Here is a 24357-nt window from a genome sequence, read left to right as displayed (position 1 = left end):
GTCTTCTGCTTAAAATTTAAATTCTACTCTCGCAAACACAAAGCGTCCTCCGATACCATACTGAGAAACCTGTCTGGAATAAACAAACTGATTATCTGCCGTTAATGAGCTTATATTAGGGCTTTTGGAAGGAAGTATATTGAAGAGATTATTACTTCCAATGGTTGCTGAAATATTCTTATTAAAATCATAACCCACCGAAAGATCCGTCACAAAGCGGCTATTTAATACAAAATGCTCCCCACTTTCTGTGATGCCATCAAAATTGGCATCCACAACATCTGCATCTGTCACTTTACCGAAAAAAGAATTTCGAAGTACAAGACTAAAGTCTGATAATTTCAGGGTATTGGATAATGTTGCTTTTATCCGGGGTACAGCCTCTTCGAAATAGACTCTGTTCGGCTCAGAAAAATAATTATCTATCTGGCTTACTAATTTCGGGGATGCGTGGATATCTCCAATTCTTTTGGTTTGGTTCAGGTTGATGCCCAAATTATTTTCCAGGGAAACACCTGATGAAATTTTCGAAGTCTGAGAAACTGTAATATCTAGTCCTTTTGTCTGAGAATCCACAGCATTGGCAAAAAAATTAGCAGCGCTTGCTCTTGCCACGTCAAAAGCATCCTGAAGAACTGCCTGATCTGAACCTGGGGTAAAGCTACCATTAGGACGGAAGAAAAGGTCCGTAAGGACTACCCTGTCTTTTATTTTTATATAATATACATCGGCTGTGAATGCCAGGCTTAATGCCGGAATTCTCCATGTAATTCCCGTACTGTAGGATTGTGATGTTTCCTGCTTTAATTTTGGAATACCAAGAGCCTGTGCTGCCTCAGAATTATTCCTGAAAGTACCTACCTGTGTTGTTTTCCCTTGCTGAATCAATGTGGAAGTAGAGCTGTAATAAATCTGAGCTAAAGAGGGTGCTCTAAATCCTGTAGACACGGCACCTCTCCAATTGAAATTGGGTGCCAGTTTTACATTTGTTGCCAGCTTATAATTAAATGTAGATCCAAAGTCTGAATAGTTTTCATAGCGCAGAGCACCTTCCAGTAACCATCTGTTTGTTACTTCAAGCTCCACATCAGCGTAGGCCGCTACACTATTCCGACTTCCGGAAACAGCATTTTCAGGACTGAAACCAGGAAAAACCTGAGCTCCTGCCGGTCTTATATTTCCAAAAAAGTCTGTTACTTTTTCATTTTCAGGTGTATTGGCAGTAACCACATTCCCAAAAATATCATAAGAAGCATAAGAGTTTTCCTTTCCGGCGTTTACTTTGTAGTTTTCATATCTGTATTCTCCTCCAAACGCGAGGTTAAGGCCATGCAATACATTATATTTCTTCGAAAAATCAAGATTGACCGTATTCTGTGAAAACTCAGATCCTCCAGCTTCAAAACTTCTTGGAGAATAGTCTGTCAGAGAGGCATTAAAGGTGTTCACAACACCAAAGCTAAAGGCATTTTTCCCAAATGTATTACTGAAATCTACGTTCCAGCCATTCCATTTTCCTTTAATTCCTGCTGCAAGGGAATAATCATTCACTGTCGCTTCAATCTGAGGCAGATATCCATTAGGAGTAACTGCATTGATGTTTCTTTCGTTATTTGGAAGACGATAAAAACCACCAGCATTTCCAAGACGGTAGCTGTATCCCCCAAAAGAATAGACTTTCCAATCGTCATTAACCGGTATTTCAGAATTAAAGAAAAGCTGTGCCGACTGTAATTTAGACTGCCCGGCTCTAAGACTGAAGTCTTTTCTTTCCAGTCCCCTGTAAGCAAGCTCCTGACTGGTAAAATCACCACCTAATAGCCCCTGAAGGTCAGAAATACTGTTTGCATTGGAAATCTGAGACTGAAAACCGGAGGAGAAATAATCAACTTTTGTTGCATATTGTTTAATGGTACTGATGATCTGCTGGGTATTGGACGTGTTTTTGATATTCTTATACAGCCCATCAATATTAACACCATCCTGCAAAGCTCTGTAATTGACAGCGTTGTAAGCATTGAAAATATCTCCTTCCCGAACACCTGCTCTGGAATAAGGATCGCGGTATTGTGCGGAGGTTGTAATATTAAAAAAACCGGCTTTTCCGATTTTTGCTCCGTAATTAAGATCCACAGAAATGGTCTGCCCGTCAACTCCTCCCGAAAAATTATTAGCAACAGGTGAAGCATATCCTCCTAAAAATACCTGTCCGGAAAGTCCCAATCTTTTTTTCAGCCCCAGGTTAACAACACCGGCAATGGCATCAGATCCATATTGAGCGGAAGCGCCATCCCTTAGCACCTCTATCTTATCTAAAGCAAAAGCAGGAATTGCATTAAGGTCGGTTCCTACAGAACCTCTTCCCGGAGTAAGTGTTACGTTAATCAAAGAAGACTGATATCGTCTTTTTCCGTTTAGCAACACCAAAACCTGATCCGGACCCAAACCTCTTAAAAGGGCAGGATCCACGAAATCAGTACCATCATTAACGGTATGTGAAGTAGATGAAAATGAGGGAACGATATAGTTTAAAGCCTGACTGATATTATTGACAGGACTTTGTTTTAGAATTTTTGAAATATTAATGATATCTACCGGAACCGGAGTATCAGTTAATGATCTTCCGGAACCTCGTGATCCCAGGATTACCACATCGTCTATTTTTTTGGACTGTACTGTATCAGACTGCGCGTAATAAAATGTTGTAATAAAGGCAGCTGAAGTGATAAGGATTTTTTTATTGAAATGATACATGTGTTTTATTTTTTTGTTGTGAGGATCTACTTTTGAGCACTACAAATCCTGTAACCTTAAATTTTAAGGTTAGCATAAATGTTTGAAATGTTAGTATTATTTTTTAGAAATGGAAAAGGCTAGCAACAACAATACATGCCCATGTAGAAATGGCATGAGAAGATATCAGAATAATGAAGCCCGTCTTCATAATCTGAGGAATAAAAATTGACATGCGTAATGAGATTTCCCGTGTCTTTAAACATTGATTTTAACTTTAAAACAAAAATTCAAGATGGGAGAAATGATAGAATGATAAACATTTTTTCCGGAAGATCCGGCTTATCGATTGCAGCACCTTGCTTGTTTTTGCAGGTTGCTATCCCATCTAGAGATTCTTGATAATTACCTGGCAAAGATATAATTATTTCAGAAATAAAAAAATATTTGACATAAAAAATTAATTTCCATCATTTTATCGTAACAAATTCTCCTTTTGAGCGTCTAACGGAATAGTAGTAAAAAACATTATGAAAAAAACTGTATTCGCTTTATCACTTGTAAGCTCGGTTTTAATTTTTTCTCAGGAAAAAAATAATAACCAGCCTAAAGAAAAACAAATTGACGGTGTAGTGATCACCAAAACTAAAAAAGCAGTTGAACAAAAAGCAGACCGTACTGTTTTTGATTTCTCTGAACAGCCTCAGCTCAACAACGGGAATGTATTGGAAGGGATTAAAAAACTTCCGGGACTTGTAGCTACAGACATCGCGGGAATGATGTATCAGGGAAAAATGCTGGATGTTTATCTTAACGGAAGACCTTTAAACATTACTTCTAATGAATTAAACTCATTTCTTGAAGGCATGCCTGCCAATTCTGTAGAGAAAATTGAGGTGATTACCCAACCGGGCGCAGAATTTCCGGCAACCTCCGGAGGAGCCATCATGAATATTGTTACGAATAAAAATGCCAACAAATACTTAACAGCTACTTATTCCGGGAATTACACGTTCACAAACTATGATAAGTATAGAAACAGGGTAACTAACTCAATTAACCTCAACGCCAGAAATAAACTCTTCGGATGGCAGCTTAATGTTGGCCAAAACTATCGTGAAAGTATGCTTAATACTCAGCAGGACAACCTTCTGTCTGGAAATACAGACCGATATGCCCGTGGATATTTTGCAAAATCAGGGGTAACCTTTGAGCTTGGGCAGGACAGATTATTGCTTAACTACGACATTTACCACAATAATAATGATAACTATACTCTAAGTAATGGTCTTGCTGATCTCCTTGTCAGCCAGGATCCTGATGTTTATAAAGAAGCTAAATTTGATGCTTTTGATGCAGCACGTACCAACAGCCTGAGACAAGAAGCTGTGGTGACCTATCAAAAGCGTTTTGCAGACAAGTCCCAAAAGCTGGATTTTCAGTTTGGCTATACAAAGTCTGATACCAAGTTTTCTCAGGATAATTTCTTTCGGGAAGGTTTTTATACAGAAAATGGGAAACCTTTTGGCTATGTAGGAGGGAATGATATTCTCAACAACAAATCGGATATGAGAATAGCCAACTTCAAAGTTGATTACTCACAACCCATTAAACTTCTTGATGGTGGAAAGCTAAGTGCAGGAGGGTTATATGAAAGACAGGATTATGATACTAAAAGCTTTGGATTGACTAATTTAGAATATCAAAGACAAACCGCATCTACCTATTTAGAATTTCAGGCAAAACTTAAGAAGTTTGATTTTACATTAGGAGGACGTGCTGAAAACTATGATATTTCCGGAGTAACAAGATACATTAACAAAGATAAAAAGCTTGTTCAGGATGATTTAATTCCTTTTAATAAGTTTAAGTTTTTCCCAAATGCCAGCATTCAGTATAGCATGATGAATCAGGTGTATGTTGCGGCAAACTATAACAGAAAAATCAGTTTACCAAGTATTTCTGCTCTTAACCCCAACAATACCACATTTGCAGGTCCCAATACCCAAATAACAGGTAACCCGAATCTTCAGCCGACCATTTTTGATAACTATGAGCTTAAGGTTTCTGCTTTTGATTATGCATTTATCGGCTATAGTGTAAGTTCGGCAAGCAACCAGGTAGCACAGATTATCAGAAAAGACGGTAAAAATCTGTACAATGAGCAGATTAATATTTCTAATATGAAAATCCACAATTTCAATGTAGGTCTTCCTATTCCTTTTATGATATTCAGCAAACCGATAAGTGAAATCATGAAGTTTAATTTTAATCCTGATAAAATCAACTTTATGTATCTGTATGCAGGATATCAGAAACATGACATTGAAAACCTCAACAATAAAGGGTTCTGGATTTTTAATGTGATGACTCAAATTATCCTTCCTAAGGAAATCAATATGAATGTTAATTACAGCTATTTAACACCCAAAGGAGGATATTTCTATTTTACAGCAGACAAACCGTTCAATAACTCCCTTAATATTACACTGACTAAAAAGTTTTTGGACAAGCGCCTTACGGTTTCCATATTTGCTAATGATATTTTCAACAGCCAGGTGATGCAGGCTTATTCCAGCCCACCTGAGGGAGAAAGGGTGATGATACGATCTAAATATGATTCAAGAAACTTCGGTTTTTCAATCAATTATAAAATTCCTACCAGAAACAAACTGGCAAAAGAAGATCCCAATATCTTAAACCAAACTAAAAAAGAAGATACCGGTGTCATGCAGCAGGGACAATAAATAAATTTGTTAAAAATTAAAAGACAGTGATTATTTCACTGTCTTTTTTTATCTACTTTTTGCTTTTTACGTGATACAACAGGTATCTGTAAGATTTGTGGAAATCTAAGTTTAGAATGAAGCCAATGGAAATGATATTTTATTGCTCAATGAACTAAGACCCATTTCTAAAAATCCAGTGTTTGAAACCTCCAATCCAATGTATCAATGAGTGTTAGCTGGTTCAGATTCACGGGAAGCCCGCTGATTATTTTCAGAACCTGAAGAGCCATCATACTTCCAACGATTCCCGGTAAAGCACCCAACACTCCAAGGCTGTCACAATCCGGCATATCTTCATCAAAAGGAGGTTCCGGAAACAGATCGCGCAGGTTTTTGCTTCCTTTATGATTGAATACCGCCAGCTGTCCTGAGAATCCAAGAATACTTCCATAGACCAATGTTTTTCCCAGCTTTACACAGGTATCATTCACCAGATATCTTGTTGAGAAATTATCAGAACCATCTACTACTACATCATATTGGGACAGCACATGTTCTGCATTTGAAGCATTAATTTTCTCGTTGATCCCCATAAACGCTACCTGATGATTAAGGTTTTTCACAAATATTTCTGCGCTTTTTACTTTAGGCATTCCCATATTATTTTCATTATGGATTACCTGCCGGTTTAGGTTATGAAGCTCCAGATGATCAAAATCCATCACAGCTAAACTACCTACTCCAGCGGCAGCCAAATATTGGATAATGGGACTTCCCAGACCTCCCGCTCCTATGACAAGAACTTTTGAAGCCATTATTTTCTTCTGTCCTTCCAGTCCTATTTCCTCAATAAAGATCTGACGGCTATACCTCGCAAATGTATCTTCGTTTTTCATCGTTGGTCATTAACATATTTACCATTTAAACACCGCTATATATGGAATCCCAATCTTTCATGACAGGATCATAGCCTGATTTTCTAATCATATTCCTGATCTCCTCCATACTCCGTTCATCACTGGTTTCAAACTGTTCCAAAGATTCTTTGTCCACAGAATATCCTCCGGGATTGGTTTTGGATCCTGCACTCATCGCGGTAGCTCCCAGAGACACAATATTATTTCTGAAAACTTCATTTTCCCTGGTAGAGATTGAGATTTCAAGGTCTTCATTCCATATTCTGTAGGCACAGATCAGTTGAAGCAGATCTTTATCTTCCATTATAAAATTGGGTTCAATAATTCCCTCTGCGGGTCTCAGTCTGGGAAATGAAACTGAAAATTTACTTTTCCAGTACTGCTTCTGAAGATAATCTATGTGCAATGCATTGAAAAAACTGTCTACCCGCCAATCTTCCAGCCCTAGCAGTACTCCCAGTCCTATTTTATGAATACCTGACCTCCCTATTCTATCCGGGGTATCCAGACGAAAATCAAAATTGGATTTCTTTCCTTTCGGATGGTATTCTTTGTATACTTCCTGATGATAAGTTTCCTGATATACCAATACCGAATGGACTCCCTCTTCATGCAAAAGTTTATATTCCTCTTCTGCTAAAGGCTGTACTTCGATGGAAATATTGGAAAAATGTGGTCTTAATAAACGGACCGCATTCTGAAAATAAGGAACCCCCACTATTTTGTTAGCTTCTCCACTTACCAGCAATATATGATTCACTTCCATAGACTTCAGTACCGAAGCCTCTACCATGAGTTCTGTATCGGATAGTGTTTTCCTCTTTAAGTTATTATCCAGGCTGAAGCCGCAATAGGTACAGATATTCTGACATTCATTGCTGAGATACAGGGGCGCATATAACTGAATGGTTTTCCCAAAACGTTTTTGGGTTAGCACCTGTGTCATTCTCGCCATCTGTTCCAATTCTGAAGCGGCAGCCGGAGAAAGCAGGTTCAGAAAGTCTTCAAGGGTTTTATTTTTTTTCTGAAGGCTGATTTGAACATCAGACAGACTTACTTTTTCAAGCTTATTCTTTACCTCATCCCATTGAAATTGTTCAAAAACATCTTTAAAGCTTTTCATATCATGATTTTATTCAAATAAAAAGGAAGTAAGAGGACTTGATGCTTCTGCATGATCGGCAATTGCTCCCAATCCGGATTCAAAGGCTCTTCTTCCGGCAATAACCCCTTCTTTAAATGCAACTGCCATATTAACCGGATTTCTTGCTACAGCAATAGCCGTGTTCACAAGAACGGCATCTGCCCCCATTTCCATTGCTTTTGCAGCGTCAGAAGGTGCTCCTATTCCTGCATCTACAACAACGGGTACATTACTTTGGCTGATGATAATTTCTAAAAAATCTAATGTTCTTAACCCTTTATTGGTTCCGATAGGTGCTCCTAAAGGCATAACCACGGCCGTTCCGGCATCTTCAAGACGTTTACATAAAACGGGATCTGCATGGATATAAGGCATCACTATAAATCCCAGTTTTGCAAGCTCTTCCGTAGCGTACAAGGTTTCAATAGGATCAGGCAGCAAATATTTGGGATCAGGATGAATTTCCAGTTTCACCCAATTGGTCTCCAGTGCTTCTCTCGCTAATTGGGCTGCTAATACGGCCTCTTTTGCCGTTCTGGCCCCTGAAGTATTAGGAAGGAGATGAACATGGGTTTCTCTTAATGACTCAAGCAAATCGTCTTCTGCCGACTGCGCGTCAATTCTTTTCAATGCCATGGTCACCATATCTGTTCCTGAAGCGACAACAGATGATGTCATATCTCTAAGACTTCCGAATTTTCCTGTTCCTAAAAACAATCTTGATTCAAAGGTCCTGTCTGCTATTATCAATTTTTGATTATTCATATTCTCTATTTATTTTTCCCAAGAAGTACAGTCTTTATTTTAGACTTTTCTTTACTTGTCTAAAAGTTTCGTTACTGGCAATTGTATATCATTGCCTTTTTTAATGTGTTAATAATAGATGGTTGTTTTGTGATCTTTCCTGAAACGGAAATCCCATAAATCCCGATTTGCTGTAATGGCACAATATCTTCAAGGGTAACACTTCCAATGGCAAATATTTTAGGAATCTCTAAGGATCTTTCTTTCAGGTGATCAATGATCTTCTGATATCCTTCAAAGCCCAGAACAGGGCTCAGTTTTTCTTTGGTAGCTGTAAACCTTAATGGTCCTAAACCAATATAGTTACACGGCTCATGCATCCTTTGAAGAACATCAGCTATTGTATTTGCCGTCCCCCCGATTATTTTATGCTCTCCCAAAAACAGTCTTGCTTCTTTAACAGATCCGTCATTCAATCCCAAATGAACACCATCTGCATCAATCTCCTTTGCTAGCTGCACATTATCATTAATAATAGAGACCGCCTCATATTCCGAACATAGCTGTTTTGCAATTTCACAAAGACCGGTCAATTCTCTTTCTGGAGCATTTTTCCATCGCACCTGTACCCATTTTACTCCATGGTCTAAAGCTTTCCTGATATTTAGCTCCTGCTCTTCTTTTGTATTTCCCTGTGATATGTATTGTAATTTTTCCATAGGTAGTAAGTATCCCGCTAAAGAGGGATCCGTTTTTTAATTATAAAAAGACTTTTTTTCTGCATTTCATAAAAGCTTCTAATGGTTCTTTACGCTCCCAGATACCGCCAAGCAAAGCAGCTCCATCTGCACCGGCATCAAAAACGTTCTGAATATTCTCCGCATCAATGCCTCCTAAAGCAATCAGTTTTACATGCTCATTATTCCGGGAGTTTATATCCTCCATAACGGTTGTATTTTCACCATATCCTTTTTTAGAAATACTTGGAAAGAATGGGCTTATGAAAGCATATTCCCATTCTTTTTCTAACCTGTTATATACTCTGATATCATGTACTGAGGTTGATATTGTATGCTCTTCCACCACAGGTTTGTATTTCTTTTCTTCCCGATCAGCTTCCCTATAATGAAACCGTGATATATTATATTCTTCTCCAAGCCCATAATGCGTATGCAAAACCAATTGAGGATAAAAAGACTGATCAATATTGCTGATAAAAGCAGTCAATTCACTTTTGCTGATCCCGGGTTTTCTGATATGAAGTAAATCCAGACCTTCCTGAAACATCTGATTAATAATCTCAGTTTCATTGGGAAACTTCTGTTCAGGAGTAATCACAAGGATCATATATAAATTTCCTTCCCTTTTTCGATAAATTCCTGAGACTTGTCCAGCATTCCTTGTTCTGCGGATTCCCTGATTTCCTGAGTGATTTTCATAGAACAGAATTTTGGTCCGCACATAGAACAGAAGTGGGCAATTTTTGCTCCTTCTGCAGGAAGAGTCTCATCATGATAAGCTCTTGCCGTATCCGGGTCCAGCGAAAGATTAAACTGATCTTCCCATCTGAATTCAAACCTGGCTTTACTTAATGCATTATCCCTGTATTGTGATCCGGGATGTCCTTTTGCCAGATCTGCAGCATGCGCAGCCAGTTTATAAGTGATTACCCCATCTTTAACGTCTTTTTTATTCGGAAGACCTAAGTGTTCTTTTGGAGTTACATAACAAAGCATGGCACATCCGAACCATCCAATCATTGCGGCTCCAATTCCTGAAGTAATATGATCATAACCCGGTGCGATATCCGTTGTCAAAGGGCCTAATGTATAAAATGGAGCTTCATGGCATTCTTCCAGCTGTTTATCCATATTTTCTTTAATCATATGCATTGGAACGTGGCCGGGACCTTCAATCATTACCTGTACATTATGTTTCCATGCAATTTTTGTCAGCTCTCCTAAAGTTTCCAGTTCAGCAAATTGTGCGGCATCATTAGCATCCGCTATGGATCCGGGACGAAGACCATCCCCAAGAGAAAAAGCGACATCATACTTCTTCATGATCTCACAAATCTCTTCAAAATGGGTATATAAAAAGTTTTCTTTATGATGGAAAAGGCACCATTTAGCCATGATAGAACCTCCCCTGGACACAATTCCCGTTACTCTATTGACTGTCAAATGAATATACCTTAATAAAACTCCAGCATGAATGGTAAAATAAGAAACTCCCTGTTCTGCCTGCTCGATCAGAGTATCTTTAAAAACTTCCCATGTAAGGTCTTCAGGCACTCCTTTTACTTTTTCCAATGCCTGATAAATAGGAACTGTACCGATAGGCACCGGGCTGTTTCTGATAATCCATTCTCTTGTTTCATGGATATTCTTTCCTGTGGAGAGGTCCATGATGGTATCAGCTCCCCATCGGCAGGCCCATACTGCTTTCTCTACCTCTTCATCTATGCTGGAAGAAACAGCACTGTTTCCTATATTCGCATTAATCTTTACCAAAAAATTCCTCCCAATGATCATGGGTTCGCTTTCCGGGTGATTGATATTATTGGGAATAATAGCTCTTCCTGCTGCAATTTCATCTCTTACAAATTCCGGAGTGATTTTACCTTTCGGAGTATTTGCGCCAAAACTGTTTCCGGTATGCTGAAAAGCCATCTCTTTTGAAACCGTTCCAAGCTGTTCAATACGTTGGTTCTCTCTAATCGCCACATACTCCATTTCAGCGGTGATGATTCCCTGTTTTGCATAATACAGCTGGGTAAGTTCCTTACCTTCCTGGGCAACTTTGGGTCTGTGATCATAAGAAAAACGCAGTTCATCAAGACGTGGATCTGCTAAACGGGCTTTTCCGTATTCAGATGATATTCCACTTAGGATGTTTACATCTTTTCTGTCTAAAATCCATTGTTCTCTTATTCTCGGAAGCCCTTTTTGAATATCAATTTCTGCATTGACATCCGTATAAGGACCTGAAGTATCGTAAACCGTTACAGGAGCATTGTCTTCAAAGCCTCCTTTGGTAAGCTTGGTAGGACTAAGTGCTATTTCACGCATTGCTACATTGATAGGATGTATTGTTCCTTCAACATAGATTTTCTTTGAGTTCGGAAATGGTGAACACGTAATTGAATGAGCCATAAATATTGGTATTAAATATGAAAATTAGCCGCCTTGAGTGGCAGTAATGATTAAAACTGAATCTTGATCTTTGAGAAATGTCTCTGCCCAGGCGGACAGTGGAATAATACGGTTGTTTACAGCTACAGCAATCCCTTTTTTCTTTCCGGGGAGTTCCATAGCCAATAATGCTTCCAGATTATCGGGAAGTATATCAAATGTTTTTCGGGTGTGGTTGATTATAAGTTCCATTCCTAATAATTTAAATATACTTTAGGAATGGCCATTATTGTACAATAGAATGCACAGCAAAAGTCATCTGCTTTTCCCTACGCTGGTATAATCCAGATCAGGTTCAAAGGGTAAAGTCTCAGTCTGTTGGTCAACAGACACCCCTAAAGTCTGGGACGAAGGTAGGTATTTTTTCAGAACGGGCAAAATTGAATTTTCCTTAAACAAAAAACCACCTCAAAATTGAGATGGCCTATTTATCTGTACTAATTATTTTTAATAGTAAAGTTTTACATTTCCATTAGAGTCATACTGATTCACCCATTTTGATTCTCCAATTCCACTGTTATATAGTTTTACCTCTTTCTGAAAGTTATTTTTTGATAGTGAAAAATAAAAGTATTCTTCAAAAATCTGCAGCTTTTTAAAAGGATTGGGGGCTGTATCAAAATTACTGAACTCTACTGTATTTTCTATGTGAAAATCAACGTTATTATGCCTTTCTACTTCAACAGATTTTTTCAGATTCCCTATATTATCATAAGTAAATCTTTTAGCTATCGTCCAAATAAAGTCATCAGGATCAGTCGGATCATAAGGCATGTTTGGAAACGTTGTTAAAATTTCAATGAGTTTTCCAGATGAATCATAACTATAATTCAGATGTTTATCAAAATACGGATTATCTACTGAAGGAATAATAGATTTCATTATTCTTCCCTGATTGTCAACTTCAAATGTTCTTTTATTGATTGGGACAATATAGTCAGGACTACTGCTGAATGTAGAAATAGAAATTATATTCCCATTATAGGAAACACTGGTATAAATGTCTTTAGAAAAATGTGTAGGGTTATATCCTGTATTAGGATCAATAAATATAAAACCTCCCACTTTTTTAACAACCCTTCCCTGAGAATCATATTCAAAATAGATATTAGGGTCTGTCATATTTCCCACCCCATTAGGTGATAAAACCGGAAAGTTCCAGGATATTTTATTAGGGCGATCCACAGTTCTTTGCTGTGGATTTTCTGTCAATATTTCATCATTGTTACTAGAACAAGATGCAAAAGCCATTAATATGGCAAAGCACAATAATTGAATTTTCATGTATTTTAGTTTTTTTTACGCCTCACAAGCTCTCCAGATTGCATCATTTTGCGGAACCGGTGCTGTAATTTCGATCTTTTCTTTGGTTACCGGATGAATGAACTCCAATTTTCTTGCATGAAGGTTAATTCCTCCGTCAGGATTGGAACGGGGTGCCCCATATTTAAGATCTCCTTTGATGGGAATTCCCGTTTTAGATAATTGGGCACGGATCTGATGATGTCTGCCTGTTTCCAGATCAATTTCAAGAAGTATATAATTATCAAGTGTTTTAATAACATGATAGGTTAAAATCGCTTCTTTAGCTCCTTCTGTCACTTTTGGAAAAACAATAGCTTTATTGTTTTTTTCATTTTTCTTTAAGTAATGAACCAGCCTCTGGCTTTGTGGAATCATTTCTTTTCCTACCACAGCCCAATACGTCTTTTTAACCTCACGGTTTTTGACCATTTGAGTCAGGCGGGAAAGTGCTTTGGAAGTTTTAGCATAGATTACCAAGCCTGAAGTAGGACGGTCTATACGATGAACCAAGCCGAGAAAAACATTCCCCGGCTTAGCATCTCTTATTTTTATAAAATTCTTTATAGATTCTAATAGTGATTCATCGCCGGTTTTATCTCCTTGTACAAGTTGACCGACTTTTTTGTTAACCACCAGAAGATGGTTATCTTCATATACAATCTGCTCCTTCATAATTCTTCAGTCTATCTTCTTCTATTGGACAGCGAAAGAATAATCCCCCCCAAAAGGCCAATGGTTTTAAGTGCTGAAAGTTTTGAATCTTCAGGTAGAAAGGCTCCGATAACACAAATTCCTGCCGCAGCATACATGGCATAGACAAAGTTTTTATTGGTAAGCAATGGGGCCTGGATAAAGAAACTGGCACCTATCAGTACATAAAAAACTTTTCGGGAAAGCAGGTGATTTATTTCCGGAGAAAAAAGATTAAACCAGCCTATAGCAAGACAAATAAGTGCTGCGATAGATAAGATTCCCTGGATAGATTGTTGTTGATTTTGCATAAATTAATAGCTTTCGTTTTCGTTTGGAAATTCTACAGTCTTTACATCTTTCACGTATTGAGCAACAGCTCCTGTTATTTCAGTATAAAGATCAAGGTATCTTCTTAAGAATTTCGGACTGAATCCTTTATTCATTCCCACCATATCATGATAGACCAAAACCTGTCCGTCACAGTCAGCTCCGGCGCCAATTCCAATAGTAGGGATAGAAATACTTTCCGTTACTCTTTTAGCCAGATCAGCAGGAATTTTCTCTAAGACTACAGAAAAACATCCCAGTTCTTCCAAAAGCTGTGCATCAGCAATCAGTTTCTCTGCTTCTGCTTCATCTTTTGCTCTTACTTTATAGGTTCCGAATTTATAAATAGATTGTGGAGTTAATCCCAAATGTCCCATTACAGGAATTCCTGCGTTCACAATTTTCTTTATCGATTTAGAAATTTCTTTTCCCCCTTCAATTTTCACGGCATGGGCTCCTCCTTCCTTCATCATTCTTACTGCAGATTCCAATGCTTTTTCAGGGTTACTCTGATAAGTTCCGAAAGGCAGATCCGCAATGACCAACGCTCTATCAGTTCCTCTTACCACACTTTGAGCGTGATAAATCATCTGATCCAGGGTAATAGGTAATGTGGTTTCAAAACCAGCCATCACATTTGCTGCAGAATCTCCAATCAAAATAGCATCTACACCGCCAGCATCTACCATCTTTGCCGTGGTAAAGTCATAGGCTGTAAGCATTGTTATTTTTTCCTTGTCGAATTTCATTTTACGCAAGGTTTCAGTCGTAACTTTTTTAATTTCAGAGTGAACAGACATAATTTATCTATTTTTAAAAGTTAAAAAGTCGGCCTTCAGCCGACTTAGATTTTGTATGATTTTTATAAAACTACGTGACCGAGTTTCATGAGTTTGTCGTGATTTAAAATCTTGATATTTCTTCCGTCTACTTCAATCAGGCTATCCTGTTTGAATTCTGAGATCAGACGAATGGCACTTTCTGTAGCAGTACCAATAATATTGGCAATTTCTTCTCTTGTCAGGGAAATCTTAATAAAGCCTTCCGGATCTACTCCCAGCTTCTGCTCCAGAAGCAGCAGTATTTCAGCCAATCTTTCTCTTACGGTTTTCTGTGCAAGGAATGTAATGGTGTTAGAAGATTCTCCTAATTCGTATGAAATTTTTTGAAGCATGACAAAAGAAAGCTGTGGATCTACCTCTAAGAGATACATAAAGATATCTGCAGGTAGAAAAACACATTCAATATCTGTCATTGCTTCGGCTTTGGCTTGGAAGTTTTCTCCACAAAGCAAAGAACGATAGCCGATGATATCCCCTTCTTTGATAAATCTTAAAATCTGATCTTTTCCGAATGCTCCTGATTTTGATAATTTGGCCGCACCTTTTTCCAGGACGAATACTCCTTTTGGAGTTTCTCCATCCTCAAAAATAGTGTCATGTTTTTGAAAACTTAATTTCTTTTTGCCATTAATATATTTTTCAAAATCTGCGCTAGAAAGTCTTTCCTTAAATGATTTATCATTAAAAACTCTGGCGAACCTCTCTTCAATTGCTATCTGTTGTTCCTGCGGCATTTTATATGATATTTATCACAAAAATAGAACTTTTTAACACGATAAACAAAAAAAATTGTTATAATTTTGTAGTTCAATATTTTATGGTGGTGAGCGAGAACTGTTTTCATTGTGGTCAAGGTATAGAAAAAGAGAGAATTTTGTTTGATGAAAGGACTTTCTGTTGCAACGGATGTAAATCTGTTTACGAAATCCTGAATTCGAACAATTTAAGTAACTTTTACGAGCTTAATAAGGGTGCCGGAATTCGTCCCGGTGATGAAAACTCTACACAGTTCGATTACCTGGATACCCCTGAAATTTTCGATAAGGTCACCGACTTCTCTGAGGGAAACACCAGTCTTGTAACTTTCAAAATCCCTGTAATTCACTGTTCTTCATGTATATGGTTACTGGAAAGCCTTCATACCTTAAATAAGTACATTAAGTATTCACAGGTTAATTTCACAAGAAAAACCCTACAGATCTCTTTTAATCATAAAGACTTACCATTAAGCGAGCTTGCCAATTTTTTAACTAATCTGGGATACAAGCCGGTCATCAGTCTTGAAACAGCCGAAAAAAATGTTGATCACCTCGACAAATCTCTTCTTGTAAAATTCGCCATCGCAGGTTTCGCATTTGGGAACGGAATGTTCCTTGCCTTTCCTGAATATGTAGGAGGTGAAGATTACTGGATGGAACATTATAAAGGTCTTTTCAGAGTACTGATGTTTTTACTCGCCTGCCCCGTTGTATTTTATTCCGCTTCGGATTACTATAAATCAGCATGGTATGGTTTAAAAAATAAAATCGTCAATATTGATGTTCCTATTGTATTGGGAATATTTGTTCTTTTCGGAAGAAGTATTTATGAGGTGGCTACCGACTACGGTCCGGGATATTTCGATACGCTGTGCGGCCTTCTATTCTTTATGCTGATGGGTAAGCTTTTCCAAAAAAGAACATACAGTGCCCTTTCGTACGACAGAGATTACAAATCTTTTTATCCTATTGCCGTAACGAAGGTTGACTTTGAAGGAAAACAGGACAACATTCTGCTTTCTGAAGTAAAAGTAGGAGACAGAATATTGGTTAGAAACCAGGAAATCATTCCGGTAGATGCCATTCTGATCAATGGTGAAGGAAATATTGACAACAGTTTTATTACCGGAGAAAGCGAAAGCATCAGCAAACAGCCGGGAGATAAGATTTTTGCCGGTGGAAAACAGGTAGGATCATCTCTGGAACTGGAAGTTATTAAAGATGTAGACCAGAGTTATCTGACACAACTCTGGAATAAAGAAGCCTTTAAGAAGCATGAAACGGGGCTTGACACCCTGACCAACAACATCAGTAAATACTTCACATTCATTATTTTAGGCATCGCGGTCATTTCCGGAATTTATTGGTCATTTATTGATTTATCAAAAATGTTTCAGGTTATCTCAGCAATTCTGATTATCGCCTGCCCTTGTGCCCTCGCCCTGTCTGCACCGTTTACTTTCGGTCACATTATGAGGATTTTAGGTAGAAATAAATTCTATGTAAAAGATACATTAACGATTGAAAAAATTGCTAAGCTGGATACCATTGTTTTTGACAAAACAGGAACAATTACCCATAGAAAAAAGTCTAATATCAAATATGACGGTTCTGAGATTGCTGAATTTGACTTGCTAAATATCAAGACGTTATTAAAGAACTCCAATCACCCTCTCTCAAAATCACTCTATGAATTCATAGAAGTCAATGATAATTATTTCCCAGTAGAAAACTTCAAAGAAATTTCAGGAAAAGGATATGAAGCAAGCATAAGAGGAAATCTTTATAAAATAGGTTCTGCACGTTATAATAACCAGGAACCAAAGAATCTTGAAACCGCTGTTTTCATTAGTAAAAATGATCAGTTTCTAGGAAAATTCATCTTCAAAAATGAATACCGCCCTAGGCTTAAAGATTTATTCAATAAATTAACCCACTACAAAATATTTATCCTTAGTGGTGATAACTCCTCAGAAGAAACTCAACTTCAAGAACTTATCCCCAACTATAAAGGAATGGCCTTTAATCAAAGTCCGGAAGATAAGCTGAATTATATTAAAAATCTTCAGGATCAGCACATGAAAGTAGCCATGCTGGGAGATGGATTAAATGATGCCGGTGCGCTGAAACAGAGCAATGTAGGTATTGCCATTGCAGATGATACCAACAGCTTTACCCCATCTTCTGATGTCATTATGAATGGTGAAAAAGTAGTCAGTCTTGACAATTACCTGAACGTATGTAAAGGCTCGATCACCATTGTGAAAATGACATTCATAATCAGTTTTCTGTACAATATAGTTGGTTTAAGTTACGCAGTTACAGGACATATGCACCCTCTTTTCGCCGCTATCATTATGCCGGCGAGCTCTATAACTGTGGTTACCTTCACTACACTTTCTACCTGGATTTTAGGTCGAAAATATTTTAAAAAACGCGCTTAAAAGCCCTTATTTAGACTGATTTTAAATTAGCTGAAATCGGCATTTCGTGATGAATGTCATTATTTTTCACTAAATTTGAACCCCGAAAATAGGTTAATTTTGTTGTCCAATGGATATTCTATATTTAATGATCGTTTGCAGTGTTTCCTTAGCTGCGATTTTCTTGGTCGTATTTATAGTGTATGCCCGGAAAGGACAGTTTGAAGATGATGAATCTCCGGCTGTCAGAATCCTTTTTGATGATGAAAGAATCGAAGAAAAAGATGAAACTGGCGACAAGAATAAAGACGAAAAAGAAATAGGAGAAAATAATAAAAATTGAGAAAAATAGTGAATAGTTGATATGGAAACACAAAAGTTTAGTTATGACAATAGTATTGTCCGTGCGTTCCTCTATGCGACCATCATCTTTGGTTTTATAGGGTTTACGTTTGGGCTTACGGCGGCATTAATGCTTTTCTACCCGGAATTACCTGAATTCTTATTCGGTACAGATGATACAACCATTAATAGTTTATCATCCGGTAATATCCAAGGGTTAATAAACACTCATGGGGCGTTTGGTTTTGGTAGAATCAGGATGTTGCACACCAATACCGTAATCTTCGCGTTCGTGTGTAATATTGTTTATGTTGGAGTATATTACTCTACGCAAAGATTATTAAAAACAAGAATGTATAGTGATACATTATCATGGTTACATTTCTGGACTTGGCAGTTTATGATCGTTGCTACGTTCATCACCTTCTTTATGGGGATCAATACTTCTAAAGAATATGCTGAACATGAATGGCCGATCGACATATTGATTGCTTTCTCATGGATCATTTTCGGGGTTAATATGATTCTTACTATTTCGAAAAGAAGAGTAAGACACTTGTATGTAGCAATTTGGTTCTATTTGGGTACCTGGGTTGCAGTAGCAATGCTTCATATTTTCAACAACCTTGAAGTTCCATTATCATTCACTGGCTGGAAGTCTTATTCTGCTTATGCAGGAGCAAAAGATGCCATCGTACAATGGTGGTATGGTCACAATGCGGTAGCATTCGTATTGACTACTCCGGTATTAGGTTTAATGTATTATTTCTTACCAAAAGCAGCAGACAGACCAGTTTTCTCATATAAACTGTCTATTATTCACTTCTGGTCATTAATTTTCGTATATATCTGGGCTGGTCCTCACCACCTTCAGTATACAGCACTTCCGGCATGGGCACAGGCAGTAGGAACAGGATTCTCTATCATGCTTATTGCACCGTCTTGGGGAGGAATGTTAAATGGTCTTCTTACCTTAAGAGGAGCTTGGGATAAAGTAAGAGAAAATCCTATCCTTAAGTTCTTCGTAGTAGCTGTTACTTGTTATGGTATGGCAACGTTTGAAGGACCGCTTTTAGCAACTAAAAACATCAACAAAATTGGTCACTTTACAGACTGGGTTATCGGTCACGTACACTTAGGAGCTCTTGGATGGAATGGTTTCATGGCATTCGGGGTGATCTATTATCTGGTACCAATTATGTGGAGAACAAAAATTTGGTCTGTAAAATTAGCTAACTGGCATTTCTGGTTAGGGACATTAGGAATTATTTTCTATGCAGTACCAATGTATATTTCTGGATTCACACAAGGATTAATGTGGAAACAGTTCAACCCGGACGGAACATTATTATGGAAAAACTGGTTGGATACTGTAACGGCTATTATCCCTTACTTTAAAATGAGATTCTTAGGAGGTCTATTCTATATTTCAGGAGCTATCCTAATGATCGTAAACGTAATTGCTACGGTAAGAAAAGGATCATTCCAGAAAGAAGTACCTGCAGAAGCTCCAGCTTTAGCAAATATTGGTAACAAACGTAAAGAAGGAGAAGGATTCCACCTTTGGTTGGAAAGAATGCCATTATTGTTAACCGTATTATCATTGTGTACAATTTCAATAGGAAGTATGGTGGAGATTATCCCTACCCTATCTCTTAAGAAAAGTGTTCCTACCATTTCAGCAGTAAAACCTTATTCTCCGCTTGAATTAGAGGGTAGAGATATTTATATTCGTGAAGGATGTAATGCATGTCACTCTCAGATGATCAGACCGTTCAGAGATGAGATTACCAGATTTAACGGTAAAAACGGACAGTACTCTAAAGCAGGGGAATTCATCTATGACAGACCATTCTTATGGGGTTCTAAGAGAACAGGACCGGATTTACATAGAGAAGGAGGTAAAAACCCAAGTTCTTGGCACTACAAACACATGTATAACCCAAGATCTACATCAGCAGGTTCTATCATGCCACGTTACCCTTGGTTGATCGCTACTAACCTAGACAGATCTAAAATGGTAGACAAAATGAAGCTAATGAAGAATACATTCGATGTACCTTATACAAAGGCTCAAATTGATTCTGCAGACCAGTGGGCGAATAACCAATCGGCAAAAATTGTAAAAGATATCTTCTCTGAAGCAAATGACTTGAAAGAGGCTTATGCTAAGAGACCTCAGGGAGAATTGGAGAAAAAAGAAATTGTTGCTCTTATTTCTTACCTACAGAGATTAGGAACTGATATCAAAACAACAGAAATCAAAACAGCAAGTAATAACTAAACATTAAAATGTTCATATGATTCCTCAGAACTTTAAAGATATATTATCCAATACAGAAAATGCTGGTTTCTACCAGACCCTGGCTCTAATTTTCTTTATGCTGTTCTTCGTTGCTTTGATAATCTATGTTTTTAGCAAGCCTAAAAAATATTACAAAGAAGAAGAAGAAGCACCACTTGGGGATGATGAAGATGACGATTTTAATTTAAAAAATTAAACTATTTTTTATGAAACAAAGAACACCTGTTGTCGTAAACATCTTGATAATAATTGGACTTTTAATAGTTTTTTATTATTTATTTGTACAGAGCTACGCATTCCTAGCTTCACCTTATTTCTGGGGAACTGTAGTGATCGCTGGTATCTTGGCATACATCCATAGTTCGATTGGAGATTTGATTGAAAACAACAAATTCAAAAAATTATCTCCGGAAGAAAAAGCAGCTTATTTAGCTGAAAAGAAAGTTCCTTTCTTAAGAAGAATGTATGATGCAGCTTTCAAAAAGCAATCTGAAACTGAAGAAAAGGATATCCTTATCGACCACGGTTTCGATGGAATTATGGAGTTGGACAACCAATTACCGAAATGGTGGGTAGGTTTATTCTATTTTGGGACTGCTTTTTGTATTGTATATATTGCCGCTTATTCATTTACAGATTTCGCTCACCCGTTAAGCGAATATGAAAAAGAATACAAAGAGCAATTGGCAAGCATTGAAGAATATCAAAAAACTCAGCCTCCTGTAACGATTGAAACAGCTAAATATTCAGCTGATAATATCGCAGAAGGTAAAGAATTATTCAAAACAAACTGTGCATCTTGTCATAAAGAAGACGGTAGTGGAGGTATCGGACCAAACCTTACTGATAACTACTGGATCAATCAACCAGAGAAGACTTTATTCAAGAACGTTTTCCATATGGACTGGAATGGTTCGCCTACTAACCCGGCGATGAGAGCATTCGGTAAAAACGGAGAAGTTTCAGGTGCCGAGATTGAGAAGATTGCAGCGTATGTATATCACATCAATCAAGAGCAACCACCAGTGACTCAGGCTCAGGGAGGAGCAGCTCCTCAAGGAACTGAAGCACATTGGGAAAAAGAATAATTTAAGAAATTAGAAACATATGAAAAAACATAATTTGTTATTAGCTAAAAAATAGTAACGAATTATGTTTTTTCTTTTTTAAACCTAGTACAATATGTCAGACATAGAAGAAATAGAAGCAAGAGGCGGACAGGGGCAAGTTCTGGACCCTGAAACTTACAGAGATTCTATCGGGACAATGGAGCAATCCGGGAAAAGGAGATGGGTGTTCCCAAGAAAACCTAAAGGGAAATACACCAACTATAGAAACCTTGTAAGCTACGCTTTACTCATTATTTATTTTTCACTGCCATTCATCAAGATCAATGGTAATCCATTGCTGTTATTTAATGTTATAGACAGAGAATTTTTCATCTTTGGACAACCTTTCTATCCACAGGACTTTTTTATCCTTACTTTAGGCGCCATCGCATCTTTAATCTTTATTATTGTTTTTACGATTGCATTCGGAAGAATTTTCTGCGGGTGGATATGCCCTCAGACAATTTTTATGGAATCTATCTTCCGTAAAATCGAATATCTGATTGAAGGAGACCGAAACAAGCAAATGAAACTGGACAGACAGGAGTGGAATAGTGAGAAAATCTGGAAAAGAAGCTTAAAATGGACGGTGTATATCATTATATCACTTATTATCACTCACTTTATGTTTATGTATATTGTGGGTTATGAAGAAGTACTTAGAATTGTCTCTGAAGGGCCGTTTGCCCATCCTACCAATTTCATAGTAATGATTCTCCTTACGGCTGCATTTTATTTCGTATTTGCATGGTTCAGAGAACAGGTTTGTACACTGGTTTGTCCTTATGGTAGACTTCAGGGGGTACTGATTGATAAAGATACGATCAACGTTTTCTACGATTTTAAAAGAGGGGAAAACAGATCAAAATGGAGAAAGGGTGAAGACAGAAAAGCTGCAGGTAAAGGAGATTGTATAGACTGTCACCAATGTGTAGTGGTATGTCCTACCGGAATTGACATCAGAGACGGGCAGCAGCTGGAATGTATCAACTGTACAGCGTGTATTGATGCCTGTGATGAAGTAATGGAAAAGGTAGGTCTTCCGAAAGGTCTTGTAAGATATGCTTCTGAAAATGAAATTGAGCAAGAGACTCAGTTTAAATTTACCGGAAGAATGAAAGGCTTCTCGATATTCCTATTCCTTTTGGTAGGATTCCTGGGATATCTTCTTTACAGCCGTGGCGAAATGGAAGCAAAATTCATTAAACCTGCAGGAAGTACATTCTTTGTAAGGGATGGAAAAATTACCAATACCTACAATTATACTTTCCTTAATAAAACAAACGATAAGAAAATTGTAACCATAAAGGTCATTAATCCTGCCCATGGTGAGATCATTTACAGTGCATCAAGTAAAATTCAGGTAGACAGAGATAAAATCTCTAAAGGAACCGTCAATATCAGCTTCCCTGAAGATGAGATGAAACTTTCTAAACAGAATATTACCATTGGTGTTTACGATATGAAAGGCAAGCTGATAGATTCCTATCAGACCTATTTTGAAGGACCTTTCAAACTACAATTTTAATTTTTACGAAACCTCAGGGATTCAAAAAGTATTAATCAGGGAGGTTTTTGAGTATCATAAAAGACAAATAAAAAAATCCGGAAAAAATGAAGAACTTTAGTTGGGGACATGGTGTTGTAATCGCATTATTTGCATTCATAGTTTTTATATTATCCATGTTATTTCTTTTCCCGAACGGGCAGAAGAATTCTGAAATGGTCACTGATAATTATTATGAAGAGGAACTACAGTACCAGGATGTAATTGATTCCAAGAAAAAGGCTGATAACCTGCAGGAAAAGCCTGTATACAGCCAGGATACCAATGGAATAAAAATCACTTTTCCAAAAGAATATGATAATTCTAATACAACGGCTAAATTTGTTTTAAACAGAACCGATGATCAGAATTTAGACATCAAAAAGTCTGTACAGCTTGATGCTGACCATACTTTCGTAATACCTGCACAGGTATTGAAAATGGGTAACTATACCTTAAGACTGAGCTGGACAAAAGATAAAACAGACTACAGAATGGATTATGATGTAATATGGAAATAGGACTTGTCATATCAGCTATTGCTTTAGGCTTTGCTTCCGGTTTTCACTGTATCGGAATGTGTGGCCCTATTGCCTTATCGATGGGACTCACAAAGAAGCAGGCCGCAAATTTCTATCTTCAAAATCTCACCTACCAATTCGGAAGGATATTTACCTATTCTTTATTAGGAGCTCTTCTGGGAATTATTGGACAGGGTTTTGAGATGGCGGGATTTCAGAAATACCTGACGATTACCGCAGGGGTTCTGCTCATTATTATGGCTGTATTTTCTTTTGGGGGAAAAGATTTTGCTTCAAAAATCCCTTTTCTTTCCAAATTTTTATATTCTGTAAAATCAAATTTAGGAAGACTGCTTCAAAAGGCAGATTACCGTTCCAGATTTACAACAGGTATTCTTAATGGCTTTCTTCCGTGTGGAATGGTCTATATGGCTTTAACAGCCAGCCTGGCAGGCGGAGGAATATGGCAGGGAGCTGCATATATGGCTTTATTTGGTTTAGGAACCCTACCGTTCATGTTTGCTATTGTTTTAGCCGGAAATCTCATGAATCAAGCCTTTAGAATAAAAGTCTTAAAAGCGGTTCCTGTGATCATGATTATCCTGGGAGGATTATTCATTCTAAGAGGCCTGGAACTGGGAATACCTTACGTTTCCCCCAAAGCAGAAGCCATGACGATATCCAAAGATCCCAATGGAGCTGTAAACTGCCATTAAAAAGAAACT

The 24357-nt window shown here is 37.6% G+C and carries 22 protein-coding genes and 2 riboswitches; of the genes, 9 read left to right on the top strand and 13 right to left on the bottom strand.

Going from position 1 to position 24357, the window contains the following annotated elements; translation table 11 throughout:
* Nucleotides 1-9 precede the first annotated feature (9 nt).
* Entirely contained in the window at nucleotides 10-2754 is a 2745-nt protein-coding gene (locus B8967_RS18420) for a TonB-dependent receptor plug domain-containing protein (RefSeq protein WP_084087053.1), read from the bottom strand.
* 291 nt (nucleotides 2755-3045) lie between these two features.
* A riboswitch (SAM-I-IV-variant riboswitch) is annotated at nucleotides 3046-3143 on the bottom strand.
* A gap of 120 nt (nucleotides 3144-3263) precedes the next feature.
* On the opposite strand from B8967_RS18420, the gene B8967_RS18415 reads away from it, so the two are divergent.
* On the top strand, nucleotides 3264-5480 hold the full coding sequence (locus tag B8967_RS18415; protein ID WP_084087051.1) for an outer membrane beta-barrel family protein: 2217 nt from the start codon (nucleotides 3264-3266) through the stop codon (nucleotides 5478-5480).
* Nucleotides 5481-5647: 167 nt separating this feature from the next.
* Here the strand turns inward: B8967_RS18415 and B8967_RS18410 are convergent, their stop codons facing one another.
* The 12 genes from B8967_RS18410 to B8967_RS18355 form a co-directional block, all read right to left on the bottom strand.
* Nucleotides 5648-6358 carry a HesA/MoeB/ThiF family protein gene (locus B8967_RS18410; protein ID WP_084087049.1) on the bottom strand — a complete coding sequence of 237 codons (711 nt, stop codon included), beginning with the start codon at nucleotides 6356-6358 and terminating at the stop codon, nucleotides 5648-5650.
* 25 nt (nucleotides 6359-6383) lie between these two features.
* Nucleotides 6384-7502, bottom strand: a complete 1119-nt coding sequence (thiH, locus tag B8967_RS18405; RefSeq protein WP_084087047.1) for a 2-iminoacetate synthase ThiH — start codon at nucleotides 7500-7502, stop codon at nucleotides 6384-6386.
* A gap of 9 nt (nucleotides 7503-7511) precedes the next feature.
* The gene (locus tag B8967_RS18400) at nucleotides 7512-8288 is read right to left on the bottom strand and encodes a thiazole synthase (protein WP_047491694.1); all 777 of its coding nucleotides are present in this window, start codon (nucleotides 8286-8288) and stop codon (nucleotides 7512-7514) included.
* A gap of 71 nt (nucleotides 8289-8359) precedes the next feature.
* The gene (locus B8967_RS18395; RefSeq protein ID WP_084087045.1) at nucleotides 8360-8986 is read right to left on the bottom strand and encodes a thiamine phosphate synthase; all 627 of its coding nucleotides are present in this window, start codon (nucleotides 8984-8986) and stop codon (nucleotides 8360-8362) included.
* A 40-nt stretch (nucleotides 8987-9026) separates the two neighbouring features.
* Complete coding sequence (locus B8967_RS18390; protein ID WP_084087043.1) at nucleotides 9027-9614, bottom strand: thiamine phosphate synthase; 588 nt, start codon at nucleotides 9612-9614, stop codon at nucleotides 9027-9029.
* Nucleotides 9611-11422 carry a phosphomethylpyrimidine synthase ThiC gene (thiC, locus tag B8967_RS18385; protein WP_084087042.1) on the bottom strand — a complete coding sequence of 604 codons (1812 nt, stop codon included), beginning with the start codon at nucleotides 11420-11422 and terminating at the stop codon, nucleotides 9611-9613. Before thiC ends, B8967_RS18390 begins: the two co-directional genes overlap by 4 nt.
* Nucleotides 11423-11446: 24 nt before the next feature.
* Nucleotides 11447-11653: a sulfur carrier protein ThiS gene (gene thiS / locus B8967_RS18380; protein WP_047491705.1), complete on the bottom strand. Its 207-nt coding sequence runs from the start codon at nucleotides 11651-11653 to the stop codon at nucleotides 11447-11449.
* 57 nt (nucleotides 11654-11710) lie between these two features.
* Nucleotides 11711-11808, bottom strand: a riboswitch (TPP riboswitch).
* A gap of 100 nt (nucleotides 11809-11908) precedes the next feature.
* Entirely contained in the window at nucleotides 11909-12745 is an 837-nt protein-coding gene (locus B8967_RS18375; RefSeq protein WP_143330554.1) for a hypothetical protein, read from the bottom strand.
* A 15-nt stretch (nucleotides 12746-12760) separates the two neighbouring features.
* Nucleotides 12761-13441 carry an RluA family pseudouridine synthase gene (locus B8967_RS18370; protein ID WP_084087040.1) on the bottom strand — a complete coding sequence of 227 codons (681 nt, stop codon included), beginning with the start codon at nucleotides 13439-13441 and terminating at the stop codon, nucleotides 12761-12763.
* A gap of 8 nt (nucleotides 13442-13449) precedes the next feature.
* On the bottom strand, nucleotides 13450-13767 hold the full coding sequence (locus B8967_RS18365) for a hypothetical protein (protein WP_047491714.1): 318 nt from the start codon (nucleotides 13765-13767) through the stop codon (nucleotides 13450-13452).
* Nucleotides 13768-13770: 3 nt separating this feature from the next.
* Nucleotides 13771-14586 carry a 3-methyl-2-oxobutanoate hydroxymethyltransferase gene (gene panB / locus B8967_RS18360; RefSeq protein WP_047491717.1) on the bottom strand — a complete coding sequence of 272 codons (816 nt, stop codon included), beginning with the start codon at nucleotides 14584-14586 and terminating at the stop codon, nucleotides 13771-13773.
* Between the two features lie 62 nt (nucleotides 14587-14648).
* A complete protein-coding gene (locus B8967_RS18355) occupies nucleotides 14649-15362 on the bottom strand; it encodes a Crp/Fnr family transcriptional regulator (RefSeq protein ID WP_034692595.1) in 714 nt (237 codons plus the stop codon).
* Nucleotides 15363-15451: 89 nt separating this feature from the next.
* On the opposite strand from B8967_RS18355, the gene B8967_RS18350 reads away from it, so the two are divergent.
* The 8 genes from B8967_RS18350 to B8967_RS18315 all read left to right on the top strand — a co-directional run bounded on the left by B8967_RS18350 (nucleotide 15452) and on the right by B8967_RS18315 (nucleotide 24348).
* Nucleotides 15452-17830 carry a heavy metal translocating P-type ATPase gene (locus tag B8967_RS18350; protein ID WP_047491972.1) on the top strand — a complete coding sequence of 793 codons (2379 nt, stop codon included), beginning with the start codon at nucleotides 15452-15454 and terminating at the stop codon, nucleotides 17828-17830.
* 109 nt (nucleotides 17831-17939) lie between these two features.
* Nucleotides 17940-18152, top strand: a complete 213-nt coding sequence (ccoS, locus tag B8967_RS18345) for a cbb3-type cytochrome oxidase assembly protein CcoS (RefSeq protein ID WP_047491719.1) — start codon at nucleotides 17940-17942, stop codon at nucleotides 18150-18152.
* A gap of 21 nt (nucleotides 18153-18173) precedes the next feature.
* Nucleotides 18174-20435, top strand: a complete 2262-nt coding sequence (gene ccoN, locus B8967_RS18340) for a cytochrome-c oxidase, cbb3-type subunit I (RefSeq protein WP_047491722.1) — start codon at nucleotides 18174-18176, stop codon at nucleotides 20433-20435.
* Between the two features lie 16 nt (nucleotides 20436-20451).
* Nucleotides 20452-20652: a cbb3-type cytochrome oxidase subunit 3 gene (locus tag B8967_RS18335; protein WP_027373015.1), complete on the top strand. Its 201-nt coding sequence runs from the start codon at nucleotides 20452-20454 to the stop codon at nucleotides 20650-20652.
* A 10-nt stretch (nucleotides 20653-20662) separates the two neighbouring features.
* On the top strand, nucleotides 20663-21544 hold the full coding sequence (locus tag B8967_RS18330) for a cbb3-type cytochrome c oxidase N-terminal domain-containing protein (RefSeq protein WP_047491724.1): 882 nt from the start codon (nucleotides 20663-20665) through the stop codon (nucleotides 21542-21544).
* A gap of 94 nt (nucleotides 21545-21638) precedes the next feature.
* A complete protein-coding gene (gene ccoG / locus B8967_RS18325; protein ID WP_047491727.1) occupies nucleotides 21639-23093 on the top strand; it encodes a cytochrome c oxidase accessory protein CcoG in 1455 nt (484 codons plus the stop codon).
* 86 nt (nucleotides 23094-23179) lie between these two features.
* Nucleotides 23180-23632: a FixH family protein gene (locus tag B8967_RS18320; protein ID WP_084087038.1), complete on the top strand. Its 453-nt coding sequence runs from the start codon at nucleotides 23180-23182 to the stop codon at nucleotides 23630-23632.
* Nucleotides 23623-24348 carry a sulfite exporter TauE/SafE family protein gene (locus tag B8967_RS18315; protein WP_047491732.1) on the top strand — a complete coding sequence of 242 codons (726 nt, stop codon included), beginning with the start codon at nucleotides 23623-23625 and terminating at the stop codon, nucleotides 24346-24348. Before B8967_RS18320 ends, B8967_RS18315 begins: the two co-directional genes overlap by 10 nt.
* The last annotated feature ends 9 nt before the right edge of the window (nucleotides 24349-24357 follow it).

It is taken from the genome of Chryseobacterium sp. YR221 (genome assembly GCF_900176315.1).
GTDB classification, from domain to species: Bacteria; Bacteroidota; Bacteroidia; order Flavobacteriales; family Weeksellaceae; genus Chryseobacterium; species Chryseobacterium rhizosphaerae.
Note: the sequence above shows the minus strand (reverse complement) of the source record. Positions and strands in the feature narration are given on the sequence as shown.